Origin of the sequence: Anaerobiospirillum sp. NML120448 (assembly GCF_023050945.1) — a bacterium.
Taxonomy (GTDB): Bacteria; Pseudomonadota; Gammaproteobacteria; order Enterobacterales; family Succinivibrionaceae; genus Anaerobiospirillum.
Map to the genome: position 1 here is coordinate 13961 of NZ_JALKIM010000018.1, position 25445 is coordinate 39405.

General features: G+C 40.5%; 18 protein-coding genes and 1 tRNA gene. 11 read left to right on the top strand and 8 right to left on the bottom strand.

The window, feature by feature from the left end; translation table 11 throughout:
- Positions 1-18 precede the first annotated feature (18 nt).
- A complete protein-coding gene (gene thyA, locus MXE38_RS04985; protein WP_246912803.1) occupies positions 19-813 on the top strand; it encodes a thymidylate synthase in 795 nt (264 codons plus the stop codon).
- 238 nt (positions 814-1051) lie between these two features.
- On the opposite strand, the gene MXE38_RS04990 is transcribed toward thyA, so the two are convergent.
- A complete protein-coding gene (locus MXE38_RS04990; RefSeq protein WP_246912806.1) occupies positions 1052-1378 on the bottom strand; it encodes a hypothetical protein in 327 nt (108 codons plus the stop codon).
- 396 nt (positions 1379-1774) lie between these two features.
- On the opposite strand from MXE38_RS04990, the gene glmS reads away from it, so the two are divergent.
- The 4 genes from glmS to nagA all read left to right on the top strand — a co-directional run bounded on the left by glmS (position 1775) and on the right by nagA (position 6865).
- On the top strand, positions 1775-3664 hold the full coding sequence (glmS, locus tag MXE38_RS04995; RefSeq protein ID WP_246912808.1) for a glutamine--fructose-6-phosphate transaminase (isomerizing): 1890 nt from the start codon (positions 1775-1777) through the stop codon (positions 3662-3664).
- 137 nt (positions 3665-3801) lie between these two features.
- Entirely contained in the window at positions 3802-4071 is a 270-nt protein-coding gene (locus tag MXE38_RS05000) for a succinate dehydrogenase assembly factor 2 (RefSeq protein WP_246912811.1), read from the top strand.
- Between the two features lie 65 nt (positions 4072-4136).
- Positions 4137-5540 carry a DEAD/DEAH box helicase gene (locus MXE38_RS05005; RefSeq protein ID WP_246912813.1) on the top strand — a complete coding sequence of 468 codons (1404 nt, stop codon included), beginning with the start codon at positions 4137-4139 and terminating at the stop codon, positions 5538-5540.
- A 158-nt stretch (positions 5541-5698) separates the two neighbouring features.
- Positions 5699-6865: an N-acetylglucosamine-6-phosphate deacetylase gene (gene nagA, locus MXE38_RS05010; RefSeq protein ID WP_246912828.1), complete on the top strand. Its 1167-nt coding sequence runs from the start codon at positions 5699-5701 to the stop codon at positions 6863-6865.
- A 224-nt stretch (positions 6866-7089) separates the two neighbouring features.
- On the opposite strand, the gene MXE38_RS05015 is transcribed toward nagA, so the two are convergent.
- The 4 genes from MXE38_RS05015 to ptsP all read right to left on the bottom strand — a co-directional run bounded on the left by MXE38_RS05015 (position 7090) and on the right by ptsP (position 11704).
- Positions 7090-7815 carry a hypothetical protein gene (locus tag MXE38_RS05015; protein WP_246912829.1) on the bottom strand — a complete coding sequence of 242 codons (726 nt, stop codon included), beginning with the start codon at positions 7813-7815 and terminating at the stop codon, positions 7090-7092.
- 332 nt (positions 7816-8147) lie between these two features.
- Positions 8148-8221: transfer RNA gene (locus MXE38_RS05020), tRNA-Gly, on the bottom strand.
- Positions 8222-8307: 86 nt separating this feature from the next.
- Positions 8308-9627, bottom strand: coding sequence for a four-carbon acid sugar kinase family protein (locus MXE38_RS05025; RefSeq protein ID WP_246912830.1), 1320 nt, complete (start codon positions 9625-9627; stop codon positions 8308-8310).
- A gap of 130 nt (positions 9628-9757) precedes the next feature.
- Positions 9758-11704 (bottom strand): phosphoenolpyruvate--protein phosphotransferase, encoded by a 1947-nt coding sequence (gene ptsP / locus MXE38_RS05030; RefSeq protein WP_246912831.1) that lies wholly within the window; start codon positions 11702-11704, stop codon positions 9758-9760.
- 466 nt (positions 11705-12170) lie between these two features.
- Here ptsP and gltX point away from each other — a divergent pair, with 466 nt between their 5' ends.
- Positions 12171-13586: a glutamate--tRNA ligase gene (gltX, locus tag MXE38_RS05035; RefSeq protein ID WP_246912833.1), complete on the top strand. Its 1416-nt coding sequence runs from the start codon at positions 12171-12173 to the stop codon at positions 13584-13586.
- Positions 13587-13767: 181 nt separating this feature from the next.
- Here gltX and glgA read toward each other — a convergent pair whose 3' ends face one another.
- Positions 13768-15222: a glycogen synthase GlgA gene (gene glgA / locus MXE38_RS05040; RefSeq protein ID WP_246912835.1), complete on the bottom strand. Its 1455-nt coding sequence runs from the start codon at positions 15220-15222 to the stop codon at positions 13768-13770.
- 598 nt (positions 15223-15820) lie between these two features.
- Positions 15821-17065, bottom strand: a complete 1245-nt coding sequence (gene glgC / locus MXE38_RS05045) for a glucose-1-phosphate adenylyltransferase (RefSeq protein ID WP_246912836.1) — start codon at positions 17063-17065, stop codon at positions 15821-15823.
- Between the two features lie 878 nt (positions 17066-17943).
- Between glgC and rcsF the strand changes: the two genes are divergently transcribed.
- The 5 genes from rcsF (at position 17944) to MXE38_RS05070 (ending at position 23336) form a co-directional block, all read left to right on the top strand.
- Entirely contained in the window at positions 17944-18732 is a 789-nt protein-coding gene (gene rcsF, locus MXE38_RS05050) for an Rcs stress response system protein RcsF (RefSeq protein WP_246912837.1), read from the top strand.
- Between the two features lie 213 nt (positions 18733-18945).
- A complete protein-coding gene (tsaA, locus tag MXE38_RS05055) occupies positions 18946-19635 on the top strand; it encodes a tRNA (N6-threonylcarbamoyladenosine(37)-N6)-methyltransferase TrmO (RefSeq protein WP_246912842.1) in 690 nt (229 codons plus the stop codon).
- Positions 19636-20208: 573 nt separating this feature from the next.
- Entirely contained in the window at positions 20209-21498 is a 1290-nt protein-coding gene (locus MXE38_RS05060; protein WP_246912844.1) for an NUDIX hydrolase N-terminal domain-containing protein, read from the top strand.
- Positions 21499-21629: 131 nt separating this feature from the next.
- Positions 21630-22376: a phosphatase gene (locus tag MXE38_RS05065; protein ID WP_246912848.1), complete on the top strand. Its 747-nt coding sequence runs from the start codon at positions 21630-21632 to the stop codon at positions 22374-22376.
- Between the two features lie 411 nt (positions 22377-22787).
- Entirely contained in the window at positions 22788-23336 is a 549-nt protein-coding gene (locus MXE38_RS05070) for a GNAT family N-acetyltransferase (protein ID WP_246912852.1), read from the top strand.
- A 77-nt stretch (positions 23337-23413) separates the two neighbouring features.
- On the opposite strand, the gene ettA is transcribed toward MXE38_RS05070, so the two are convergent.
- On the bottom strand, positions 23414-25078 hold the full coding sequence (gene ettA, locus MXE38_RS05075; RefSeq protein ID WP_246912857.1) for an energy-dependent translational throttle protein EttA: 1665 nt from the start codon (positions 25076-25078) through the stop codon (positions 23414-23416).
- Positions 25079-25445 lie beyond the last annotated feature (367 nt).

Below are 25445 nucleotides of genomic sequence, written 5' to 3' on the forward strand. Positions count from 1 at the left end.
TAATGGAGAGTGGCTATCATGCAGGTTTATCTCGACTTAATGAAGAGAATTATGGAAGAGGGTGTAGTACGTGAGGATCGCACAGGTACTGGCACTCGCTCTATATTTGGCACACAAATGCGTTTTGATATTAGTGAGCACTTTCCTTTGTTAACTACTAAGAAGGTTCACTTAAGATCTATTATTTATGAGCTCTTATGGTTCCTTAACGGTGATACCAACATTAAGTTCTTAAATGATAATAAGGTTACCATTTGGGATGAGTGGGCTGATGAGCATGGAGAGTTAGGCCCTGTATATGGCAAGCAATGGCGACGCTGGGAGTGCGCTGATGGCCGTGTCATTGACCAAATTTCTAATGTGGTTGAGCAAATTAAAAACAATCCTAACAGCCGTCGTTTAATTGTTAATGCCTGGAATGTAGCTGATGTGGATAATATGGCTTTACCTCCTTGCCATTTATTATTCCAATTTTATGTAGCTAATGGCGCTTTAAGCTGCATGCTTTATCAACGCAGCTGTGATTTCTTCTTAGGTGTGCCTTTTAATATTGCCTCTTACGCCTTATTAACCATGATGATGGCTCAACAGTGTAATTTAAAGCCAGGTGAGTTTGTTTGGACTGGTGGTGATACCCATTTATATCTCAACCACTTAGAGCAAGCTAAAGAGCAATTAAGTCGTACTCCACGTGCTTTACCAAAAATGTTAATCAAGCGTAAGCCAGATAGTATTTTTGACTATAAGTTTGAGGATTTTGAGCTAGTCGATTACGACCCATATCCAGTCATCAAGGCTCCTATTGCTGTTTAGTCGTGCACAGCTAGCAAAAGTTTACTAAATATGAAAAAAAGCTAAGAGCGCTTTAATGCCCTTAGCTTTTTTCTTTTAATAAATAGCAATAGCTTATCTTGCCCACTGTGCTCTTGTTCCTTCTAGTTAAAGTAAAGCGCAGGGCTAACATAGCTAAAATTAATTAAGTGCTAAGCTCTGTTTTAAGAAAATATTCACTAATTGGCATTAGCTATTGCGTGGCTTAAAAATCATAGTTTTAGTAGAAATAGCCGCCATTGCCATCAGAGCGCACATGTCCATCAGGGGTAAAGTAGCCGCCATTACCATCAGAGCGCATATGACCATCAGGGGTAAAGTAGCCACCATTGCCATCAGAGCGTATATGACCATCAGGGGTAAAGTAGCCACCATTGCCATCAGAGCGTATATGACCATCAGGGGTAAAGTAGCCACCATTGCCATCAGAGCGTATATGACCATCAGAGGTAAAGTAGCCGCCATTGCCATCAGATCGCATATGACCTGCTAAGCAGGTGCCTGAAACAAGCACCATTGTAAGAACTAATAAATTTATAATTTTCATAATAAAGATCACCTACAACAAACAATGAGAGCCATAAATAATACACCCAAAAGCGTCAACAGGAAGTGATGCTGATTTTTTATAAATTATGGCTCATACTGACTCAATTTAGGTATAGTTTCCATTATGTCAAAAGAGCTAGGTTCAGCCTGCTCTCCTGGAGCAACCTGCTCCAATGTAGCTGCCAGTATCTGTCCTATGGCGGTGCAAAGACACCACCATAGTGTACGCATGTAAGGTGCCATTGCGGGCGCTGGTGCAGTGCCATTGCGGGTGCACGATGCTTGCATGGTAGGGCTGGTTTTGGTCTTGGAACGCATGTAAGATTTTTTTTGAGAGTGTATGTGTGTGGTTGTAAGGCTTATGAGGCTTTACAGATATTAATAAGGATAATGTATGTGTGGAATTGTGGGCGCTGTTGCTTTGCGTCCTATTGCCGAAATCTTAATTTATGGGCTTAAGTCTTTAGAGTACAGAGGCTATGACTCATCAGGCATCTGTATGTGTGATGATGATTGTATGGTGATTATTAAAAGCCCTGGTAAAGTTAGTGCTTTAGAGAATTTGGTCAAAGAGCAACAGCAAAATGGCAAGATAGGTATTGCTCATACCCGCTGGGCTACTCATGGTCGTCCTAGTGTAGAGAATGCTCACCCTCATCAGGTGGGAGCTGTAACTTTAGTGCACAACGGTATTATTGAAAACTACCAAGAGTTAAAAGCGCAATTACTTAATAGTGGCTATAGCTTTAAGAGTTCTACTGATACTGAGGTATTAGCTGCTTTAATTGATAGTTGTTACCAAAAACAGGAAAAACACGGTGCTCAAGGTGAGCTCTCTTTAGAGCAATTAAACTATCAAGCTTTATCTCAGGCCTTATCCTTGGTTAAAGGCTCTTATGCAATAGCAGTAATTTTTGATAATGACCATGACCATATTTATATTGCTAAAGAGGGCTCACCTTTAGTATTGGGTCTGGGCATTGGTGAAAACTTTGTTGCCTCTGATGTTTTAGCTCTCACTAGTGTTACCTCTCGCTTTATTTACTTAGAAGACGGCGATAGAGGCATAGTAGGACGTAATGATTATCAGCTTTTTGATAGCCATGATAAGGCCGTGACCCGTGAGGTTAATAGCCTAGAACATAGTAGTGAGTTGTTAGGTAAAGGCCCATATAAGCACTACATGCAAAAGGAAATCTTTGAGCAAACCGATGCCTTAGTTAATACTATGATGGGTAGGCTTAAGGATAGTGATATTGATGAAGATAGCTTTATTGCTAACCACGATAAGGTTAAGTGCTCTTTTACCGAGCTCTTAAAGGACATTGATCATTTAGAGATTGTTGCCTGCGGCACTTCTTATCACGCTGCCTTAGTAGGTAAGTATTTAATAGAGCAATATGCTGAAATTAGCGTTAATGTTTCTATAGCATCTGAGTATCGCTACAAAAAGACCATTGTGCCTAGCAACAGTCTCTTTGTGACCATTTCACAATCTGGTGAAACTGCTGATACTTTAGCTGCTTTAAAGCTTGCTAAAACACAAAACTATCTTGCTTCATTATGTATTTGTAATGTAGCTAATAGCTCTTTAGTAAGAGAGAGTGACTATAGTCTATTAACTCGTGCAGGCACTGAAATTGGCGTGGCTTCTACTAAAGCTTTTACTACCCAATTGCTATGCTTTAATTTACTTACTATTGCTTTAGGTAGGGCTCATAATCATATTGATACAGAACAAGCTCAAAGCTTAATTGCAGATCTTAAGAGTATTCCTAATCTCATTAGTGAAGTCTTAAAGCTTGATAAGGTTATTGAGACCTTAGCTCAAGATTTTGTCTCTTTAGATCATAGTTTATTTTTAGGCAGAGGCATGATGTATCCTATTGCTCTAGAGGGTGCACTCAAGCTTAAAGAAATTAGTTATATCCATGCCGAGGGTTATGCCTCAGGTGAGTTAAAACATGGCCCAATAGCGCTAATTGATAGTCATATGCCTGTAATTGTCGTAGCCCCTGACAATCAGCTGTTGCCTAAACTGATTTCCAATATCCAAGAGGTTAGCGCAAGAGGCGGCAAACTTTATATCTTTACTGATACTACAGTAAAATTAGAAGTTGATGATAAACATCTTAAGGTCTTTACTTTGCCTCATACTCCTGATTTTATCAGTGCCTTAGTCTTTACTATTCCACTACAACTGTTGGCTTATCATGTGGCCTTAATCAAAGGTAGTGACGTTGACCAGCCTCGCAATTTGGCTAAATCTGTCACTGTTGAGTAGGGATGGTTCCTAATTTTTTTAGGATAAAAATAGACTTTTGGTATACCATAATAAGATATTTGGTTGAAAATAGGAGGCAGTAGAGCCTCCTTATTAATTATTGCTGAAAAAAGGCTTGGGAAAAGGATTTTTATATTATGAGCGAAATTAACTGGGGCAAGATTAAGTGGCAGTCTCGTCGTGGTATGCGTGAGCTTGATCTGATGCTATTGCCTTTTGTTGATATTGATTTGCCTAAGATGGATCCAAGTGTAGTTGATGATTACATTGATTTATTGGATGCTAGCGATTTAGAGTTGTTCCGCTGGCTACATCAAACGGCTACCCCAAATACTGAGCGCCGTCAGAAAATGGTTGATACCATTATTGCTTGTCATGCTACCCGTGCAGGTCGTGAGGGCGTTTAATAATTAGTGCTTGAGCCTAAGGGTTTATAGACGGGCTGTAATTTAATAATTTGAGAGTTTTTTGAATGTTTGAAGAGTTTACTCTACCTGGTTTTGTGCTTGATGCTGTAGAAAAAATGGGGTGGGAAGAGCCTACTCCTATTCAAAGTTTGGTTATTCCTCAAGCTTTGGAAGGTGCTGATATTTTAGGTGGCGCTCCTACAGGAACAGGTAAAAGTGCTGCTTTCTTATTACCTATTATTGCCCGTTTAGCACAAAGACCACGTAAAGGCGTGCAATGTATTATTTTAGAGCCAACCAGAGAGTTAGCCGTTCAAGTTATGTCGGTTGCTCAAAAGCTCTTAGAGTCCCAGGATGAGGCTTTAAGCTCTGGTGAGGGCGAAATTGTTGAGCCTATTACCTGTGGCAGTATTATTGGTGGTGAAGATAGAGCCAAACAACGTGACTCTCTTCCTACTATTGTTTGTGCTACCCCTGGTCGTTTACAAGAGTTCTTAAAGAAGTCTTGGTTTGATAGTAGAGATGTTGAAATCTTAGTTATTGACGAAGCCGATCGTATGCTTGATATGGGCTTTAGAGATGATATTGCTAATATCACTATTAAGCTTGATCGCCGCTATCAAACTATGCTCTTTTCTGCCACTTTAGAGGGCTTTGGTGTACGTGATTTTGCTAGCAACGTGCTCAATAATCCTTTTGAGGTTAAGGTAGGCGAGAGCGAGGAAAGCCAAGAAAAGCTACCTGAACTGTTACAGTCTCGTGCTTATTATGCTGCTAATGATACGCAAAAAGTTAAGATCTTATTGCACTTGCTTAATACCGTTAAGGGTAAAAGCATTATCTTTGTGAGAACTAAAGATAATTTATCAAAGCTTTCTTCTATCTTAAAACGTCAAGGCACGGCATTTGCTAGCTTAAAGGGTGAAAGTTCACAACAGGAGAGAAAGGCTGCTTTACGTCGTTTTAGTGACGGTGAGGTATCCTTACTGATTGCTACTGATGTAGCCTCACGTGGTCTTGATTTAGAAGATGTAGCCTATGTTTATAACTTTGATTTACCTTCAAAAGGTGAAATCTATGTTCATAGAGCTGGTCGTACCGCACGTGCAGGCGCTAAGGGTGTAGTAATTAGCTTAGTACAAGCGGACGAATTTGCTACTTTAGAGCGTATTGAGCGCTATACTGAGCGTACTATTGAGCGTCGTTCCATTAAGGGCTTATGTGCCTCCTTTGATGAGGTTGGTGTAGTTCATCAAAGTGAGAAAAAGCGTGGTCGTGCTTCACCTAATGGTGGCTTTGATAAAAAGGCCAAAGAGGATAAGAAGCCTCGCAAGAAAGTACGTTTACGTGATAAGAAGAATAAAGGCAAGCCAGATTTTGCAGCTAAGCGCCAAAAAAAGGCAGCCCGCTTAGTAGGTAAAACTCAAGAGCCAACACCAGCTGATAATGGCTCAGCAGTACAAGAGTAATCTCCTTTAGTGACCGATTTTTACAGAGGTTCTGTACTCCGCATTTTTTCTGCTGGAGCGAGCCCATTAAGCTTAGCCTTAAAAAAACAAAAAATTAATATTAAAGTTTTTTTGTTGTTGCAGGCTTGATTCTAGCAACCAACTTTGGAAGTGAAACCATGGGAGCAACCATATTACGCAATGCCAAATTACACCTTACTAAAGGTGTTCTTGAAGGCGCTGATAGTTTAGCGGTGCAAAATCACCGTATTATTCCGTTAGATCCTGTCTTGCTTGAGGATGGTACCTCTGAGGAGATCGATCTTAATGGTATGCACGTAGCCCCAGGTTTTATTGATCTGCTGGTCAATGGTTGTGCGGGCGTTACTTTCTCCTCTGACTTAAGTCTTGATGGCTTAGAGCGTATGCGTCGCTGGTTGACCTTACGTGGTACTTTAACTTTTGTACCAACCTTAGTTTCTGGCCCTCGTGAGAGTATGACCCGTGCTTTGGCTGCGGTACGTAAGTTTATGGATAAGCACCCTGGTGTTTGTCCTGGCATTCACTTAGAAGGCCCATTTATTAATCCTGAGCGTAAGGGATTCCATGGTAGTGGTTATATCCGTGGTATTAGTAATTCAGATTTAGCCTACTTGCGTGATAACATCGATAATATTGCCTATATGACTGTAGCTCCAGAGGTGGTGCGCGGTAAGTTCATTATGGAACTATTAGGTATGGGTATGAAGTTATCTTTAGGCCATACTAATGCCTCCTTTAACGATACCGTGGATGCCTTTAAGATGGGTGTAAATAATATTACCCACCTCTTTAACGCTATGCGTCCTATCAATGGTCGTGAGCCAGGTATTATTGGTGCCGTATTAAATGCTCAAACAGTAAGAGCTGGTGTGATTGCTGATGGTCGTCACGTCCACCCTGCTATTGTACGTATTGTGCATCAAATGCTCCAAGATCGTATGTACATCGTATCTGACTCTCAAGCTATTGCAGGTTCACCTGAAATCATGAATAGCTTTACTGTAGCTGGCACTGAAGTATTTAACGACTCTAAGCGTGGTCTTATCGATGCTAAGGGTTCATTAGTAGGTACTAATATCTGTCTTATGGACGGTGTTAAGTTCTTAGTTAAGACTTGTGGTATTCCTATTGATGATGCCCTGATGGCTGCCTCAACTATTCCAGCTCGTGTCTTAGGCTTAGACTACGAATCTGGTTGGATTGACCATGGCTATCGTGCTGACTTAATTGTCTTTAATGATGACTTTAAGATTCGTTATGTAATTCAAAATGGCTTCTTAAAGACCACAGCAGAATTAATCTAATTTATTCTAATTTCGGCAAAAAAAGCGCCAAGGCTCACGATAAGCTCTGGCGCTTTTTTTATTGCCCAGCCTCTATCTGCACTTACTCAGCTGCGCTTACTCTGCTGCGCTTGCTGAGCGCTGGCCTTGCAGCTCTCGCTGCGCTTAGCCTGGCCTGGCCTGGCCTGGCCTAGCGTAGCCTTGCTAGTACTAGGCTTGCAAGGCTGCTACTTAATGCCGTTAGCTTAATCAACTGCATCCTTATCGAGTATTTGTAGTATTTGCTTAGTAAAAGCCGAATCTTTGTCAGTAGCGCATATCTGACGGATTCTATTGAACAGCTCATTATATTGATCTATGGTGTTTTGAGCTTCTTTTTCCCTCTCTTTAAGGGTTTCTAAAAGAGAAGTACCTTTTTCATGAAGCTCACAATACTTATGGCAAACGAGTTCAAGGTTCTCAAAAGTTAATTCTTTCCCAGAGGAGATATTGGCATTAACCATATTACCTAAAGCTTGATAAGAATCATGGATCTCAGTGCATTGCTTCGATAGTGACATTAAGTCAGCATTCATTTGGGGCTTGGAGTCCTGTTTTGAAGCAGTCTTCTTTTTAGAGGCTTTGCGCAAAGGAGCAGCAGTAGCTGATTTAACTAACTTACCTGAGTCGTTAATGGAATACTCTTTGCTGGCAACAAGAGTGTTAATGATTTCTAAATCTTGAGCATTCTCGGTAGAGAAGTTATCAATATGCTTAATGTCATATAAGCCCTTGCCTTTTCTAGAGACAATATAATCTCTAAACTCAGGATAGTCCTTTAGAAACTTATCATTAAACTTAATAGGGCCTTCATTCTTGCCGTCTAAAATCTTACCTACAATAGAGCGCTTATTAGTAGTAGCAATGCCACCAATAGCATTGCCATTCTCATCATAAGTCTTTGGAATCCACTCAGCTTTGTAAGTGTACACGTAAAAAACATTGCCATTCTTTTTTACGAGCAGAGGTGGGAGTTGAGGGTTAACATTGTTCATCTGGATAATCCTGTTAAAAATAGGTGTATGAAATATAGCATAATTACATCTAGACTTATATATAAAATCTGAAAATAGAATTGCCATATATAAGGCACTTACTTTGCAGTGCAAGATTAACCTAAAAGATATACAGTCTGTATTCTAGCTTCCATTCTATCTTATGCTGATATGGTGGGTAAGAGCATATGCAGATTTGTGTAATCAGATGAAAGGTGATAAGGGATAAAGGGGATTAAGTATGGAGGTTTTATGATAGAGGTTGGGGATGGAGCGACTTACGGGAATCGAACCCGCACCAAAAGCTTGGGAAGCTTTTGTTCTACCACTAAACTAAAGTCGCAATACGCCAATTTTAAGCTTTAAAAATAAAAATGCAAGTAAGATTAGAGCCTATTGCCTTTATGGGTAATAGGCTCTTAAGTTAAATTAGATTAGCATCTTACGACGTAAGTATTGGATGCTCTCAATTAAAGTATTTGGATCAGTAGCAGAGCTGGCGGAGGTGACATATTGTAAGCCATTATACGGGCCATCTAATAACTGACCATAAGCAGTAAGAGGTAAAACCTGACCTTGGATATTGATGCCTAAAGACTTAAGTTCACGGCAAATAGCTACTGTGTACTCGGCTCCTGTGGAGTAAATGGCTTTAAAGTTTGGACAACGCTCTAGCACCATACGAGTAATTTGACCATAAGCGGTAGCAATTAAATCCATAGCCTCAACTACACTGCGATTACTCTCCTCTAACATTTGGTCAAATTGCATTAGGATTTGAGAGTTAGCTCCTAAATGGTCGGAAACGGCAATTACAGTGGTAAAGTCATTGTAGCGAGCAACAATGTTGCTAACCACACGCTCAATTTCCGCAGCACGTTTTTGATCGTCCTCAATGAGATCAATGTTTTTAACAGGTACAAAGAGCACTTTCTCCTCTAAGCGTAGCATTTCAACTTGTGCGGCAATAAGAGGATTAGAGCCACCAATTAGACCAAAGATCTTTTGATTGGAGGCTTGCTCGGTGCTGACATTACGCATTACCTTGCGGGCTAAGGTAGCGGTAAATGGGCCTGGATCAACAGCGATAAATTTAATGCCAGATTTAATTACAGCATCAGCAATAATGTTAATGTCTTGTTGAGAGGTGCAATCAAAGATAATAGCTCTAGTGCCGTTTTCAGCGGTAGCCTTAATCTTTTGGGCTAAATAATCTGAGCCATGAAAGAGTTCCTTTAAGTAAAAAGGCTCAGTTTTATAGCGGAATTTCTCAATAAAAAGATCGGCCACACGACCGCTATCAGCAGGGCGTAAATCATCAAGGCCTACTAGTGATTTTTGGATAGGCTTGCCGTCTACTAGAATATAGCCACCAACATTAGAGCGGCGTAATTCAGGGAAGGCTGGAACTACAATAGCTACACGATCTTTATCGCCCAAAGCATCCAATAGTGCTTGGGTTTCAATGCAGGTATTGCCTCTCATAGCAGGATCAATGCGCTTAGCATAGATCTTTACATCTTTAGACTTTAAAAGCTTTCCTGCATAAAAGACCATTTGGTAGCTTTGAGTAGGCATAAGGTTACGGCTGTTAGTAGAGTAAACTAAGCAGTCGTATTTTTGAGTAGTAGGATCTTTTAAACCACGAGAACTCACCAAGGAGCATACACTAGAGCGGTTCTTTTGGAGCATGGCACCTACAGAACTAGCGCCTGTAATTTCATCAGAGATCACAACGCATTGAGCCATAATTTTTAATTCCTATGATTAGATATTACTAATGTATAAGCTCTACAGAGCCGTGCTTTAATAAGCATGTTGTAAGTAATTAGTAATATAAATATCAGGCATAAAGCCTTAGTGCCCATAAGGGCACTGATTATCCTAATGTTGAAATGCGGGCACGAATCATCAAAACAGATGATGGGACAACTGATATCTCATCAACACCCATACGTACTAACTCGTGAGTAAAGCCCTCATCGGCGGCTAACTCACCGCAAACACCAACCCAAATACCATGTTTATGAGCATTTTTTACTGTCATTTCAATAAGGCGAATTACTGCTCTATGGTATGGGTTTAAGAAGCGTCCTACCTCAGCATTCTGTCTGTCTACTGCTAAGGTAAATTGGGTTAGATCATTGGTGCCGATACTAAAGAAATCAACATGTTCTGCCAGTAGGTCTGAGATCATGGCTGAGGCTGGAGTTTCAATCATAATGCCTAATTCGATATTATCAGCAAAACTCTTATTCTCATCGGTGAGCTCTTGCTTTACCTCTTCACAAATACGTAAGCAATCTTTAACTTCCTCAACTGAGGAAATCATTGGAAACATAATGGCTAGTTGTCCAAATACCGAGGCTCGATAAAGCGCACGCAACTGGGTTTTAAAAATCTCAGGATGAGTGAGGCAAATTCTAATGGCTCGCATGCCCATAGCTGGGTTTTCTTCATGCTTAAGCATAAAGTAGTCAGCTGTTTTATCGGCACCAATATCTAAGGTTCTAATAACAACCTTTTTACCTTCCATGGCCAACAGAGCTTCTTTATAAATATTAAATTGAGTTTCTTCTGTTGGGTAATCATTAGAGGATAGGTAGATATATTCAGAGCGGAAAAGACCAATACCCTCAGCATCAGAGCTTTTAACTAAGTCAAGGTCGCTTACTGCGCCGATGTTGGCATAAAGGCTGATTTTACGGCCACTTAAAGTGCGAGTCTCTTTACCTCTAAACTGTTCTAAGCGAGCTCTTAAGGCCTCTTCGGTACGCTTGCGATCAGCGTACATGCTAAGAGTTTTCTCATCAGGATCAATGATAACAATACCAGCTCCGCCATCAACAATAGCCAGCTTGCCCTCTAAATCAGGGGTTAGCTTATTGCCAATGCTAATTACCGCAGGGAGGCCTAAAGTGCGGGCGAAAATAACAGTATGAGAGCGGGAGGAACCTGCTGAGGTAATAATGCCTTTTACTAAATTTTGATCTAGTTGAACAGTCTCAGATGGAGCTAAGTCATCTGTGGCTAATATGATAGGTTCTTGAGCATTTACCAGTTGATGTGGTTTTTTTAAACCTGAATCTTGGTTGAGAATATCACTTAAACGGCGGGATACATCAATGACATCAGCAGCTCTTCCTTGCATATAGTCATTGTCCATTTGACTGAACATTTCAGCAAATTTTTGGCCCGTTACATCTACTGCGTATTCTGCGTTGACCTTTTCATCCCTAATAGTTTGCTCAATGGCATCAACATAATCAGGATCATCAAGCATCATTTGGTGAATTTGGAATACTACAGCATTCTGTTCACCCAAACGCTCAACAGTAACTTCATATAAGTAGCCTAATTGAGAAATGGCCTCTTGGCGGGCATTTTCAAAACGCTCAACTTCAGCTTCGGCATCTTCAATATTATGACGTGATGCAAGCTGAGTATTGCGTTGCAAGAAGGAAATACGTCCTACTGCAATACCACGGCTAGCTGGAGTTCCATGAATAGACTCATGATCAGGTTGAAGTACTAAAGGTTCTTGGAAATTATAGCTAGTGCTATTGTCTTCATAAGAAAGGCCGCTAGTAGCTACCTGAGAGATTAAATCTTCGTCATGATGCTCAAAAGTAGTATTGCTATTCTCTTTTGCCACAGACTCAGGAGGGGTAGGCAGAGAATCTAATTTATCTAAAGAGTTAGGCACGGTAACATTAGCTGCACTGTCATTATGATCAAGTGCTTGTGAGTTAGTTATCTCACAAGTAGTGCTCTCTTGAGATAAAGTTACTTTTGAGAGTTTGTCCTGTAAGTTGTGATCGCTCAATTTAAGATGTCCTTAATTCACAGCAATTATCTAATGTTAACCCAATAAATCAAAAATTTTGTTAAAGGTCGTTAAATATAATAGAACTATAATTTATAGTAACTGCCAAAATATGATATTTAAGGCAAAAGCAAGCAGAATAAGATATGAGTGGGATTTTGTTGCTTAGAGTAAATTTTGACTAAGAATGAGTTAAATCCTAGTAATCTTAATTTCATAATTTCAAGAAAGTGTCATTGAAGTGCTAAAATAGCACCACTTATTTTGATTTTTCGTTCCTGTAATAAAGTGAACTATTCCCTCCAAACTTTACGCTTATAGATTGAGTAGTTCACTTTATTACAGGAACGCCTTTGTCCCGACTTTTTTAAAGAGGAGACCGCAATAATTTTTTTGTTATAGACATAGGTGGCTTTACTTATTAGGCCCAAACCAAGTCTTAAAAAGAAGTTAAAGCGGCGTAATTATGGAAAAAGTAAAAACTCGTTTTGCCCCATCTCCAACTGGTTATCTACACGTTGGCGGTGCTAGAACTGCTTTATTCTCTTGGCTTTATGCTAAGCATTGTGGTGGTACCTTTGTGCTCCGTATTGAAGATACCGATCGTGAGCGCTCTACCCAGCCAGCTATTGATGCCATTTTAGAGTCTATGGAGTGGCTCAACCTTTCATGGGATGAGGGTCCATACTACCAAACCAAGCGTTTTGATCGCTATAAGGAAGTTATTGACCAGCTTATTAAAGAGGGCAAGGCTTATAAGTGCTATTGCTCTAAAGAGCGCTTAGAGCAAGTTCGTGCTGAACAAATGGAAAAGGGCTTAAAGCCACGTTATGACGGTCATTGCCGTGATGATAAGACTGAACACAGCCCAGATGAGCCATATGTAGTACGCTTTAGAAATCCAGACACTGGCGTAGTTGCTTTTGATGATATGGTAAAGGGTCGTATTGAGTTCCAAAACTCAGAATTAGACGACTTTATTATTCAGCGCTCTGACGGTACTCCTACTTATAACTTCTGTGTAGTAGTAGATGACTACGATATGGGTATTACCCATGTTATCCGTGGTGACGACCACGTAAATAACACTCCTCGCCAGATCAATATTTATCGTGCTTTAGGTGCTAAAGAGCCTATCTTTGGTCACGTAGCAATGATTTTAGGCGATGATGGTAACAAGTTATCTAAGCGTCATGGCGCAGTAAGCGTAATGCAGTATCGTGAAGATGGCTACTTACCAGAGGCTTTATTAAACTATTTAGTACGTTTAGGCTGGTCTCACGGTGATCAGGAAATCTTTAGTGTTCCTGAGATGATTGAGCTCTTTACTCCAGAGCAGATTAACAAGTCTGCATCAAGCTTCAATACTAAAAAGCTTGAGTGGTTAAATGCTCAATACATGAAGTCCTTACCTCGTGAGCAGGTAGCTGCTGAGCTTAAGTGGCACTTTGCACGTTTAGGTATTGATACTGATAAGGCTCAAGGTCCAGCTTTAGAGTTAGTAGTTAAGAACTACTGCGAGCGTACTCATACCTTAAAGGAAATGGCAGAGAAAACTCGCTGCTATTTTGAGGACATTACCTCTTATGATGCCGCTGGTGTTAAGAAGTGGATTAAAGAAGGCTCAGTTGAGATCTTACAAGACAGCTTAAAAGCGCTGCAAGAATTATCCTCTTGGGATGCTCCAACTATTGATAAGGCCTTAGAGCAAGTAGCTGCTGCTCATGAAGTAGGTATGGGCAAGGTAGGTCAGCCATTACGTTTAGCTATGACTGGTACCCCAACCTCTCCAGGTATTGGTGATACTATGGAGTTAGTAGGTCGTGAGCGTACTTTCAAGCGTATTGAAGATGCTATTGCAGCTTTCTCTAAGAAAGACTAATAGCTAAACTACTACTAAAGTTTTTATGAAACAAAAAAGGATGGGGCAAAACCCATCCTTTTTTTTTGCTTGCGCTTAGCCAAGCTGAGCTGAGCTTAGCCTGTCCTGGCTTAGGCTAAGCCAAGCCAAGCTAGGCCAAGCTTGGCCTGGCTAAACTAACTTAAGTTTAGTTATTACTCTATTACCACCACTTTGGCTTGGTAAGAGCGTCAGCATAAAGTTGTTCGTATTTAGCGCAAGAATCAGCCCAGCTAAAGCGTACCTTCATAGCATTATGACGTAGACGCTTCATCTCCTCTGGAGCCTCTAAATAGAAAATTAAGGTACGGCGTAAGCAGCTTAATAGAGCTCCTGCATTAGGATCCCAGAAAATAAAGCCATTACCTTGTTCTGGATTGTCATCATAGTTGATAACAGTATCACGTAAACCACCAACACCACGTACAATTGGTAAAGTGCCATAGGCTAAGGAGTACATCTGGTTAAGACCACATGGCTCAAAAATTGATGGCATTAAGAAGAAGTCAGAGGCGGCTTCAATGCGGTGAGCTAAGGTATTGTCATAGACGGAGCGGAATACCATCTTATCTGGATGACGCTTAGCAATTTCATGCATTTGATGTTCTAAGGCAGGATCACCTGTGCCCTCAATGACAACTTGAACACGGTGGCGTAAGAACTCTTCTAAAATAGGAATTAAAATACCAACACCCTTTTGGTCGGTAAGACGAGCTACCATACCATACATAGGGATATCGCCAATAGGTAAGCCTAGCTCTTTTTGTAATAGCTGCTTGCCTAAAGCTTTTTGCTCAAGGCTATCGATATTGTAGCGAACCTCTAAGTGAGGGTCGGTTGATGGATCCCAGTCTGAGTAATCACAGCCATTAATAATACCTACTAAATCGCCTGCACGATTTTGGAAGTTAACAGTCATACCATGACCGCCTAAGTAGGTAGTAAGCTCAGCTGCATATCCTGGTGATACAGTAGTAATCTTATCTGCGTAGAAGACACCACACTTTAAGAAGTTAATGTAGGTACCTTGTAAGATAAAGTCGTTGTAAACTTGGCCAACTTCAGGAATAAAGTAAATCTGACCACGATCAAAACAACCTTGGAAAGCGCCATTATGTACAGTAATAATTGAGCGAGTCTTATCAAAGAAAGGATCGTTATTGTACTTAATGCGTAAGATCATTGGGCTTAAAGCAGCATGCCAATCGTTAGAGTGAACGATATCTGGACAGAAGTTTAAGGCCTTACAAGCATCAAGAGCAGCAGAGGCGAGGAAAGCAAAGCGCTCACCATTATCCCAGTAAGCTTGGTTATTATCGCCATAAATAGAGGTTCTGTTAAAGTAACGAGGGCATTCTAAGAGCCATACCTCTAAACCATCAGCAATAAAGGTTTGACGGATGCTGTAATCAATCTGACGATCTGTGCCTGGATTTAAAGTTGATGAGCCAATGACAGGAAAGTTCTCTACACCTTTAATTAAGCTATAGCAAGGCATAATGACACGTACATTGTGTCCATTGGCTTTGAGTTGCGCTGGTAAGGCCTTAGCAACATCAGCTAGACCACCAGTTTTAATTATGTCTGCAACTTCTGATGAGATAAATATGATGTTCAAAGAGTCACCTTCCTTTTGGTACAGAACGAGGAAGCTCTTTCAAGCCTATACTACAACAGCAATATGCTATTTAAGCTTATCAAAGCACCCTAGTCCAAGACTGAAATTGGGTACTTATGTGGCAATTAACAGCTCAACAATTAAAAGCTCAACATAAGCGCTTTTGAAATTAAAATATTTTTAAAACCATATTTTGCATCTAGCACTTTATTTTAAGCTAAGAAAGAGCCCAAATTATGACTTATTCAAAAATATTTAGTTTGGGGACACATAAAAAATCTTTCCATTTGCACAGACGACAAAGTCACTTTTCAAGTAGTAACTAACTAAAAAAGTGTGTTCTATCAGGCTATTGTAGATATAGCGTGGAGAACTATGACTATACTGCCATTAGATATACTTCATTGCAGATATTACAGACAGTTATTGCAGATTAGGTTAACGTTGTCCGTACAGGTGGAAATCTTTAGTCTATTATATTGAACCAAGAGCGTCGATAGGGCTTATAAACTAATAAAGCCCATAATGGCACATAAAAAGAGGCGACCATTACTAATGGAGGCCTCTTTTTTAAAAATTTAATAAAAGTTAGAGCTTATTAGAAACCTAGTTTCATACCCTTTGGAATAACAATAATGCCATTTGATGAAATGCGTGGGCCATTAGGATCATCAGAGGTAATTAGCTTCTTATCAGCCTCTGCGTCGTAGCCTAAGGTAAAGCCAGGGGCAAGCTCTACATCACGGTCAATAATGGCACGTCGGATCTTACAATTAGCGCCAATCTTTACATCACCAATAAATACAGATTCTTCAACAACAGCACCATCGAGTACTGAGCAACGGAAGCCTAGAACGCTCTTATTGATATGAGCACCCTCAATATTGCAGCCTGCTGAAATCATGGATTGTGAAACCATAGATTGGTTGTGGGCTGTATCGGAGAAGTGTGCTGGTGGAAGTGGTGGGTAGAAGGTGTGCAGCGCCCACTTAACGTTCATTAAGCTAAATGGTGCATTATCCTTCAATAGATCCATGTGAGCATCCCAGTAAGCATCAACGCTTCCTACATCTCGCCAGTAAACCTCTTTAGGCTCACCATCAATGACATTATTAGAGAGGTTGTAAACAAAAACATTACCACGAGGGAAAAGCTTTGGAATAATGTCCTTACCAAAATCATGAGAGGACTTACTATCCTCAGCGTCTACACGTAATTCATGAGACAAGATATCGGTCTTGAAAATGTAATTACCCATAGACACTAATGAATAGCCTGGGTCTCCAGGAATTTCTTTTGGAAATTCTGGCTTTTCCTCAAAGCCAATCATACGGCCATTTTGGTCAACTTCAATGACACCAAAGTTCTTAGCGCAGTCTTTAGATGGTAGTCTAATAGCAGCTACCGTTAAGTCAGCCTTATTAGCGTGGTGGTATTGGAGCATCTGGCGGATATCCATCTTGTAGATGTGATCAGAGCCAAACACACAAACATCGTCTGGATATTGGTCTTCAATAAAGGTGAGGTTTTGGTAGATAGCGTCTGCAGTGCCTTGATACCACTCTTTGCCAGTACGCATTTGAGCAGGAATAGGATCAATAAAGCATCCTGGAATACCTGATACTGTCCAACCATTCTTCAAGTGCATATAAAGAGATTGAGACTTATATTGAGTAATTACAAAGAGACGTAAAATACCTGAGTTAACAAAGTTGTTAAGCACAAAGTCAATTAGTCTATAACTGCCACCAAATGGTACTGATGGTTTAGAACGAGACTTGGTCAGTGGCATTAAACGAGTACCTTCGCCACCTGCAAGAATCATTGCCATTACGCCTGACATATTGTTTCACCTCATATTAATTAGGACAGCCAAGATCCAAACGAATTTTAGCAAAGCATTATTTGCACTAACTGTCATTGCTTGTGTAGTACAGGCATGGTTAAAGATAACTAATGTGCTAAAAATTTAAGTTAAAAAGAGTTAAGTACAAGGTAAATATAGGCTAGTACAAAAATCTTTTTTTATGTTTGCTTGGTTGCCTAAAGTACAATCAAATCTTTAACTATGGAAGCTAAAGCTTTTTTTCAAAAACCATGTCTAAGCATACGAAAAAAAGACTAGATTAATTATGATGCAAGGCTCACTTTTGCAAATATTAAGTCAATAACGAGCTTTTACTTATTAATTTGAGTGCTATCTCTCATTTTTCTACAGCACCAAAATCATCGTAATGCACCACACCACGCCCCTCTTGCCCCCTTACTAGCTACAAAATAGTGCCATGCTCTGCACTGCAGTGCTTTACAGTGCTCCGCTCTGCGTCGCACCGCCTGCCCTGCCATGCCATGACTTGCAAGGCATGGCTTGGCATGGCTTGGCATGGCTTTGCAGGGCAAAGCCCACTAGGGCCGATTATCTCAAGTAGGGCTAAATGAGCTTATCTCATGGTGCTATGGCCATATTGGAGGGGAGCTAGAGCTTAGACTAAAGCCCCACTCAAAGAGTATGAGCTAGAATGATGCTCTAGTAATTTTCTGGAACTAATTTCTAGTTTTGGGTCTCTAATAAGGGTACAAAGCCTAAGAAAATGCACTTTTTACACAAAAATTTGATTTTAAGATTAGTTAAATTTTTGTATGATAGTGCGCACCAAGTTAATTTTCCTAAAGCTGCTTGTGGTCAGCTTAAGCGCAAGTTTTAATCCAAGGATTTTTTTTATGAAGAGCTCTTTATTGCTTGCTGCCTCTGTGGGCACAACATTATTAATCAGTGCTTGTCAGAATGTAGCTGTTGAAACTAATGTTTCTCCAAGTAACTTTGAGGAGTACTTCAAGCCATCTTCCGTAGAAGTTTACGATAAGAAGAGTATTTTAGATCAGCGCTACCACTCTTTAGGTTTAGTAGTAGGTCTTGCATGCCAAGAGAAGCCTGATGACTTTGTGGCTAGAGATACTGAGGCTCGTTTAGATGCCTTAATTCAAACTGCTGATATGGGTGGTAATGGTATCGTCTTTAATAAGTGCATTAGATTAGAGCGTACCCAGTCTTGTCATGTATCTGTAACCTGTTATGCCGAAGCTTTTGTGGTAGATAATGGCAAGCCAAATCAAAATGCTAAGAATCTGCAAGCTCAAGCAAGCACCAAGAAAAAACCACAAAGCTTTGATAAGGCTCAGCAAGCCAATCCATCAGATGACGCTGCTAAGGCAACCCCACTGGTCGCCCCTGTAGTTGCCCCAACAGAGCCAGCCGTCGCTGCCGCACCTGCTCCAGCAGCTGCCCCAGCAGTCCCTGCTGCTCCTGAGGTAGCAAAGACCAACACTATTCCTGTAAATAATGACAAGGCAGCTGTTGAGTCACAAGAGATTAAGACCTTTAAGATTGATGATAGCGGCATTGAGAACATGACTGATAATATGCCAGCTCATGTTCAAAAAACTCCAGAGGTGCGTGAGTCCAAGCAATTACAGCGCAGAAATCGCATGTACAAGATTCAGCTTGATTAATTAATAGGTGAGTGCCACCCACACTAAGATAGCGGCAATAAGTCAATGGTGAGGTGAGCCTCATGGTGTGGCTATCGGCTTATAAGCGTGCTTATAGCCTCACCAACTCAAATACGTTAAAACTATGATTATTAATAGGGCGTAATGGCTAGTAAAATATAGCTCTTACGCTCTTTTTTTGTTTCAAGTTGTCTTAATTTTGGAAAATGACTTATGAGCACTTTTAATATTGAACCTATTGGTTTTATTAGAACTCCTTATGGGCAAAAGTTTGCTGTTCCACGTCAGCCTGGTTTGGCCTCAAGTGCTCATTGTCAGATTGAGCTTGTTCCTCCTTATAGCGATCCCCAAGCTTTTATTGGTCTTGAGGGCTTTAGCCATATTCATGTGATCTTTGTTTTTGACAAGGTTGAGGTAGATAAATTTAGGCCTATGATTAGACCGCCACGCTTAGGAGGTAATCAAAAGGTAGGTGTATTTGCCTCTCGCTCTCCCTTTAGACCTAGCAGATTGGGCTTATCAGTACTTAAACTTGAGCGCATAGAAAATCATAATGGTAAAACAGTGCTACATGTCCTAGGGGCTGATATGGTCGATGGCACTCCAATTTTGGATATTAAGCCTTATATTCCTTTTGTAGATGCTATTAGTGACGCACAAGGTGGCTTTGCCTCTGCTCCTCCTGCCTTAAAAGAGGTAGCTTTTGATAACTTGGCCTTACAAAAAATCGCAAGCTTAAAATTAGACCAGGCTTTACTAGAGCAAATACTAGCCCAAGACCCTCGCCCTGCCTATAAAGGCAACGAAGATGATAAGCCTTATTTTGCGCTGCTCATGGGCTACAACATTAAATTTAAAGTAACTGACCATGTAGTTACAGTATTAGATGTTCTAGAGCCTTAATTAGTACCTAATAGCTTATATGATCACCTCTTATGGGCAAGCCTCTCCCTCTTGCCCAGCCCATCCTGTTCTTGCCAGGCCAGGCTGGGCCTTGCCATCCATACAGATAGCCCCTTTATCTTCCTTCCGTCTAGCCAGTAAGATAGATGGCCTGTCAGCCTGAGTGCCTTCCTTAGTCATTCCTTAATTCCTTTCTTCTTTACTGATATGGTGAATTGCTTGGGTGGTTTGGTATTAACTTCACTTGTCTTGGGGTGGTTTGCCTTTGCTTTATTGGGGCTTGCTGTTGTTGGCTGTGGCTTGGTTTGCCTTGCCTTGCGGGGGCTTGATTGGTGGCGCTGATGTGCTGATGTGCTGGGCGGGCGTTAGAGTGATACTTAGATTTAACGAAGTGGTAGTAAAGTGGCATATAGATCTTTTACTCTATGAGCGGGAGCTCACAAAGTTTAAAACAAGGGCTATTTGCACTGGTGCAATAGGGTAATAAGATAGGTTTGCTAAGTATAATGATTACCATACATGCAATGATAGGACTAAGATAGTTAAGAATTTGGTCTTGGGAGTTTAGTTTGTATGAGCAAGTATAAGCATATCCTTTTTGATGTTGATGGCACTTTAGTAGATACCTATGAAGCTAATATCTCAAGCTTAATTGAGCTTTTAGATCGCTATGTACCTAATCATGGCCGTGGCTTAAATGATTTTGCTGATATCTTTGGTCTGCCAGGGGTAGAGTGCTTAAAAATCTTAGGTGTGCCGCAAGACAAGGGCCAAATGATTTTAAAAGAGTGGATTGAACTTGTTCATACCAAGAGCCATATGTGTCGCTTGTATGATGGCGTTATTCCACTACTATCAATTTTAAAAGAGCAAGGCTATCACTTGGCGGTAGTAACCTCTAGAACCAGAGGTATGCCTATGGGCGGCCCATTGGGTGGCCATATTCCTGAGCCTCTTAGTCCTTATATTGAACGAGCTATTTGTGCTAACGATGTAAAAAGACCAAAGCCTGCCCCAGACTCCATTTTGCTTTATATGGAGCAAACAGGAGCTAAAAGAGAGGAAATTCTCTTTATTGGTGATGCACATACCGATTTGCAGTGTGCTAATAGTGCGGGCGTTGATTTTGGTTTAGCAGTATGGGATTACCGAGGTGCAGATTTTCTTAAGTGCGCCCATTATTTTAAGAATGTATGGGAAATTCTTAGTGTATTAAGCGCCAAAGAGGATGATCACTCTCTTGCTCGTCAACTTCATAATTGGGCACGTGAAATTAATGCTATAGGACAAATCGGTCTAACTTATGTAAAGGATCGTTTTGATAAAGAGCGCTATGAGCGTCTAGGGGAAATTGCCTCTCAAATGGCGGCTTTATATGTTGATGAAAAGGCAGAGGTCATTAAAAGTAATTGGTGTACTGAGGGCTATAAGACTCCGCAGCTTGATACTCGTGGCGCAGTTTTTAATGAGCAAGGTCAGATCTTGCTTGTTAAAGAAAAACTATCTGGAAAATGGAGTTTACCTGGCGGATGGTGCGATGAAAACCTCACTATTATGCAAAACACGATTAAAGAAATTCGTGAAGAGGCATGTATGGAGGTCTGCCCTGTTAAGCTTATTGCGATCTTAGATAAAAACAAACACAATGATCCTGAAAATTTAGCAGGTTGTCTCAAGGCCTTTGTCTTATGTAAGGCAGGCCCTGGTCATTTTGTGGATAATATTGAAACTTCGCAGCGACGTTTCTTTAGCCTTGATGAATTGCCTACTGACAATTTAAGAACCTCAACTACATCGCTAGAGCAACTAAAGATGTGTTTTGCCGCTTATGAGACTCCAAACTGGCAACCAATTGTTGAGTAAAGAGCTCTACTTTACAAACTAGCAAGTAAAGATAATAAGCTCTAAAATATTAATCTTAATCGATAAGAATTTAGTGGGTGCATGTCAGGCAACAAGCTCACTATTAGCCATAAATTGACGAGGAGATGAAAATGCGTTTCTTGGTAGATCTTCACACCCATACTGTTGCAAGCGATCATGCCTACAGCACTATCAACGATTATGTTTTACAAGCCCAGAAAAATGGCATTGCTATGTTTGCCACCACAGATCATGGCCCTGATGTTCCTGACGCTCCTCATCCATGGCATTTTGGCAACTTACGTGTTATCCCTCATGTAGTAGATAATATTGCTATTTTACGTGGTGTAGAGGCTAATTTACGTGCTGATGGCACTATTGATCTTGAAGACTACATTCTTGATCGTCTCGATATTGTATTAGCTGGTTTCCATCCAAGTTTAGATCCTACTACTGAGGCAGAGCACACTGAAATTGTTAAGAAAGTTATTGCCTCAGGTAAAGTAGATATCATTACTCACCTAGGAAATCCTAAGTATCCTGTAGATATTCGTGCTGTTTGCGAATGTGCTAAGGAACATAATGTAGCAATCGAGCTTAATTCCTCTTCTGGTATTAATACTCGTTTTGGTAGCCATGACAATTGCGTCAAGGTAGCTAAGATGGCTAATGAGGTAGGTAATATTATTGCTTTAGGCTCAGATGCTCATGTTTGCTACTTCTTAGGTAACTTTAAGGAGGCAGAGCAGGTTATTGAAGAGGCTGGTATCCGTTATGATAAGGTAATCAATACTAGCCCTATGAAGGTATTAGACTTCTTAGAGTCCCGTGGTCACAAGCCAATTGAGTCTTTACATAACCTCTTTACTCTTTACTAAAAATTTCTAATTTTTAATTAATAGGCCTCACTATAAGTAATTATGGTGGGGCCTTTTGTTTGGCTACCGCCAACCTTGTGAGCCTTAATATCTAAAATATTGGTAGCTAAGCTTTGCCCTGCATCACAAAACTACATAATAGTTAATATATTTTACTCAGCATCTAGAAATAGGATATAAAGTAGATAATTACAAGCTTGGCTTAGACCAAGAGACCAAACTGAATTTTATTGTCGCCCTTATTAGGTGCTTTTTGTATTGAGCTTAGAGGCGCAATTGGGTATTTTTATTAGGGATAAGTGCTTTTTTGAGAAAACACATGCTCTTACAGGTAAGCAATAGTTTTTAAAACTTTTAGCATGGCGCTTATGGGTAACTATTGTCGAAGGATTGTAAGTAATAAGGAAAGTCATGGAACTACATCATTTTAGCCATAACATTCAGCTATGGAAAATGAATCAGCGATATGCTCGTCATATTATGCGCCATCACGAAACCGAGCAATTTGGAGAATATACTTTTGCCACTGGCAAAGTTAAATACTTAAAAGAAATCCAAATTTTACACTCACAGCTATTTCGTGTGCCTATGCTTAATTGGCTAGTATGGCTTTATCGCTTTAGATCTCCAGAGCTGGTTTCAGTGGTACTGGATAAAGAAGGTAAAGTAGTAGGATATGAGTGTTTCATGCTCAATGAAGGCGAAATTGAGCAACATATCTTACATGGCCTTTATGTGGGGGTTCATCCAAGTTTACAGGGTAAGGGTATTGCAACTGCATTACGTCGCTATTCTATTAAGACTTATGACTTTGGCAATTTAAATGCCCTTTCTACAGTATCTGATATGAACGATATTAAGGCTTTACGCTCAGCTCAAAAGGCTGGCTATGGTATTGAAAAGCAAGCATTAAAACCACCAGGGCATTACCTGGTCAAACATTTAACCTTAGGCCGATAATGTTTTGATGCTAAAAAAAGCGCCGCTCCTTTAATTAGGAGGGCGCTTTTTTTATGAAGTTTAGATAGTTCTAACTATTACTTAGAAACTTTCTTGAACTTGAGACGGTGTGGTTGAGCTTCCTCACCTAATTCTTTCTTCTTCCAGGCCTCATACTCAGTATAGTTGCCCTCAAAGAAGCGTACTTGACCCTCATCACCGTAGTCTAAGATGTGGGTAGCAATACGATCTAAGAACCAGCGATCGTGGGAAATAACCATAGCAGAGCCTGGGAACTCTAATAAGGCATTCTCAAGAGCACGTAAGGTTTCAACATCAAGATCGTTAGTAGGCTCGTCTAACAATAATAAGTTACCACCAACTTGGAGTAACTTAGCTAATTGTAAACGACCACGCTCACCACCAGATAAATCACCTACGCGCTTTTGCTGATCGGTGCTCTTAAAGTTGAAGCGACCAATATAAGCACGAGATGGGATCTCGTAAGTACCGATTCTTAAGATATCCTGGCCGTGTGAAATTTCCTCGAATACAGTATTGTCGTCATTCATTTCATCACGGAACTGCTCTACATAGGCAGTTACTACGGTATCGCCTAACTTAATCTCACCTGAATCTGGCTTCTCAATACCAGTAATCATGCGGAATAAGGTGGACTTACCAGCACCGTTAGGGCCGATAATACCAACGATAGAGCCCTTTGGTAAGGTGAAAGAGAGATTATCGATTAATACCTGATCGTCATAGGACTTACAAAGGTTCTTAACCTCTAATACTGAATCACCTAAACGTGGCCCAGGTGGAATGTATAACTCGTTGGTTTCGTTACGACGTTGGTACTCTACAGAAGAAAGCTCCTCAAAGCGGCTTAAACGGGCCTTGGACTTAGCCTGACGGCCACGAGCGCCTTGACGAACCCACTCAAGCTCACGCTCAATAGAGCGGCGGCGTGCGCTTTCAGTGTTTTCTTCAATTTGTAGACGTTGGTCTTTTTGCTCAAGCCAGCTTGAGTAGTTACCCTGCCAAGGAATACCCTCACCACGGTCTAACTCTAAGATCCAACCAGCTACGTTATCAAGGAAGTAACGATCGTGGGTTACAGCAACTACAGTACCTGGATATTGATGTAAGAATTGCTCTAACCAGTCTACAGACTCAGCGTCTAAGTGGTTGGTAGGCTCGTCTAATAAGAGCATATCAGGACGCTCTAATAATAAACGGCATAAAGCAACACGACGACGCTCACCACCTGATAACACCTTAATTTGGCGATCAAAGTTTGGTAGACGTAAAGCATCAGCAGCTCTATCAATCTGGCTATCTAAATTGTGGCCATCATGAGCCTGAATAATAGCCTCAAGCTTAGCTTGCTCTTTAGCTAATGCGTCAAAGTCAGCATTTTCGTCAGCGTAGGCAGCATATACCTCGTCTAAACGAACTAAGGCATCATTTACCTCACCGAAAGCCTCTTGAATGACTTCCTTTACAGTCTTTTCTGGGTCGAGCTTTGGCTCTTGAGGTAGATAGCCAATCTTAATACCAGGTTGTGGACGTGCCTCACCCTCATAATCTTGGTCAACACCAGCCATGATCTTAATTAAAGTGGATTTACCAGCACCATTAAGACCTAAAACACCAATTTTGGCACCAGGAAAGAAAGACAAAGAAATGTTATTTAAGATCTGTCTCTTAGGGGGCACAACTTTGCCCACACGATTCATAGTAAAAATGAATTGAGCCATATCATCCTCAAGTTAAAAACAATACTGGCAATTTTAGCAAGTTAAGCTTATTTAAGCTAGGAATAAAGACTAAAGCCCACTCAATCTCAGGATAAATATCTTTGCCGCAATAGCAAATTAAGAAAGTAAACATAAGATAAGATTAAACAACAAAGCCCTTATTTAAGCCATTTGCCTGGGGCTTTTAGTGTTGGCACAAATAGTGCATAGCTTAAGATAAGCGATTCAAGATAACAAATCTTGCCGCTTATTCAAAATTGCGATAAATACGCCCATGAATTAAGAGAAATTAAAGAGATTATTAGACTGCGGTCTAATAAAGAGAGAGAGAGAAAACATAGTTCTCATGGGCTCATCGCTTTAAAGC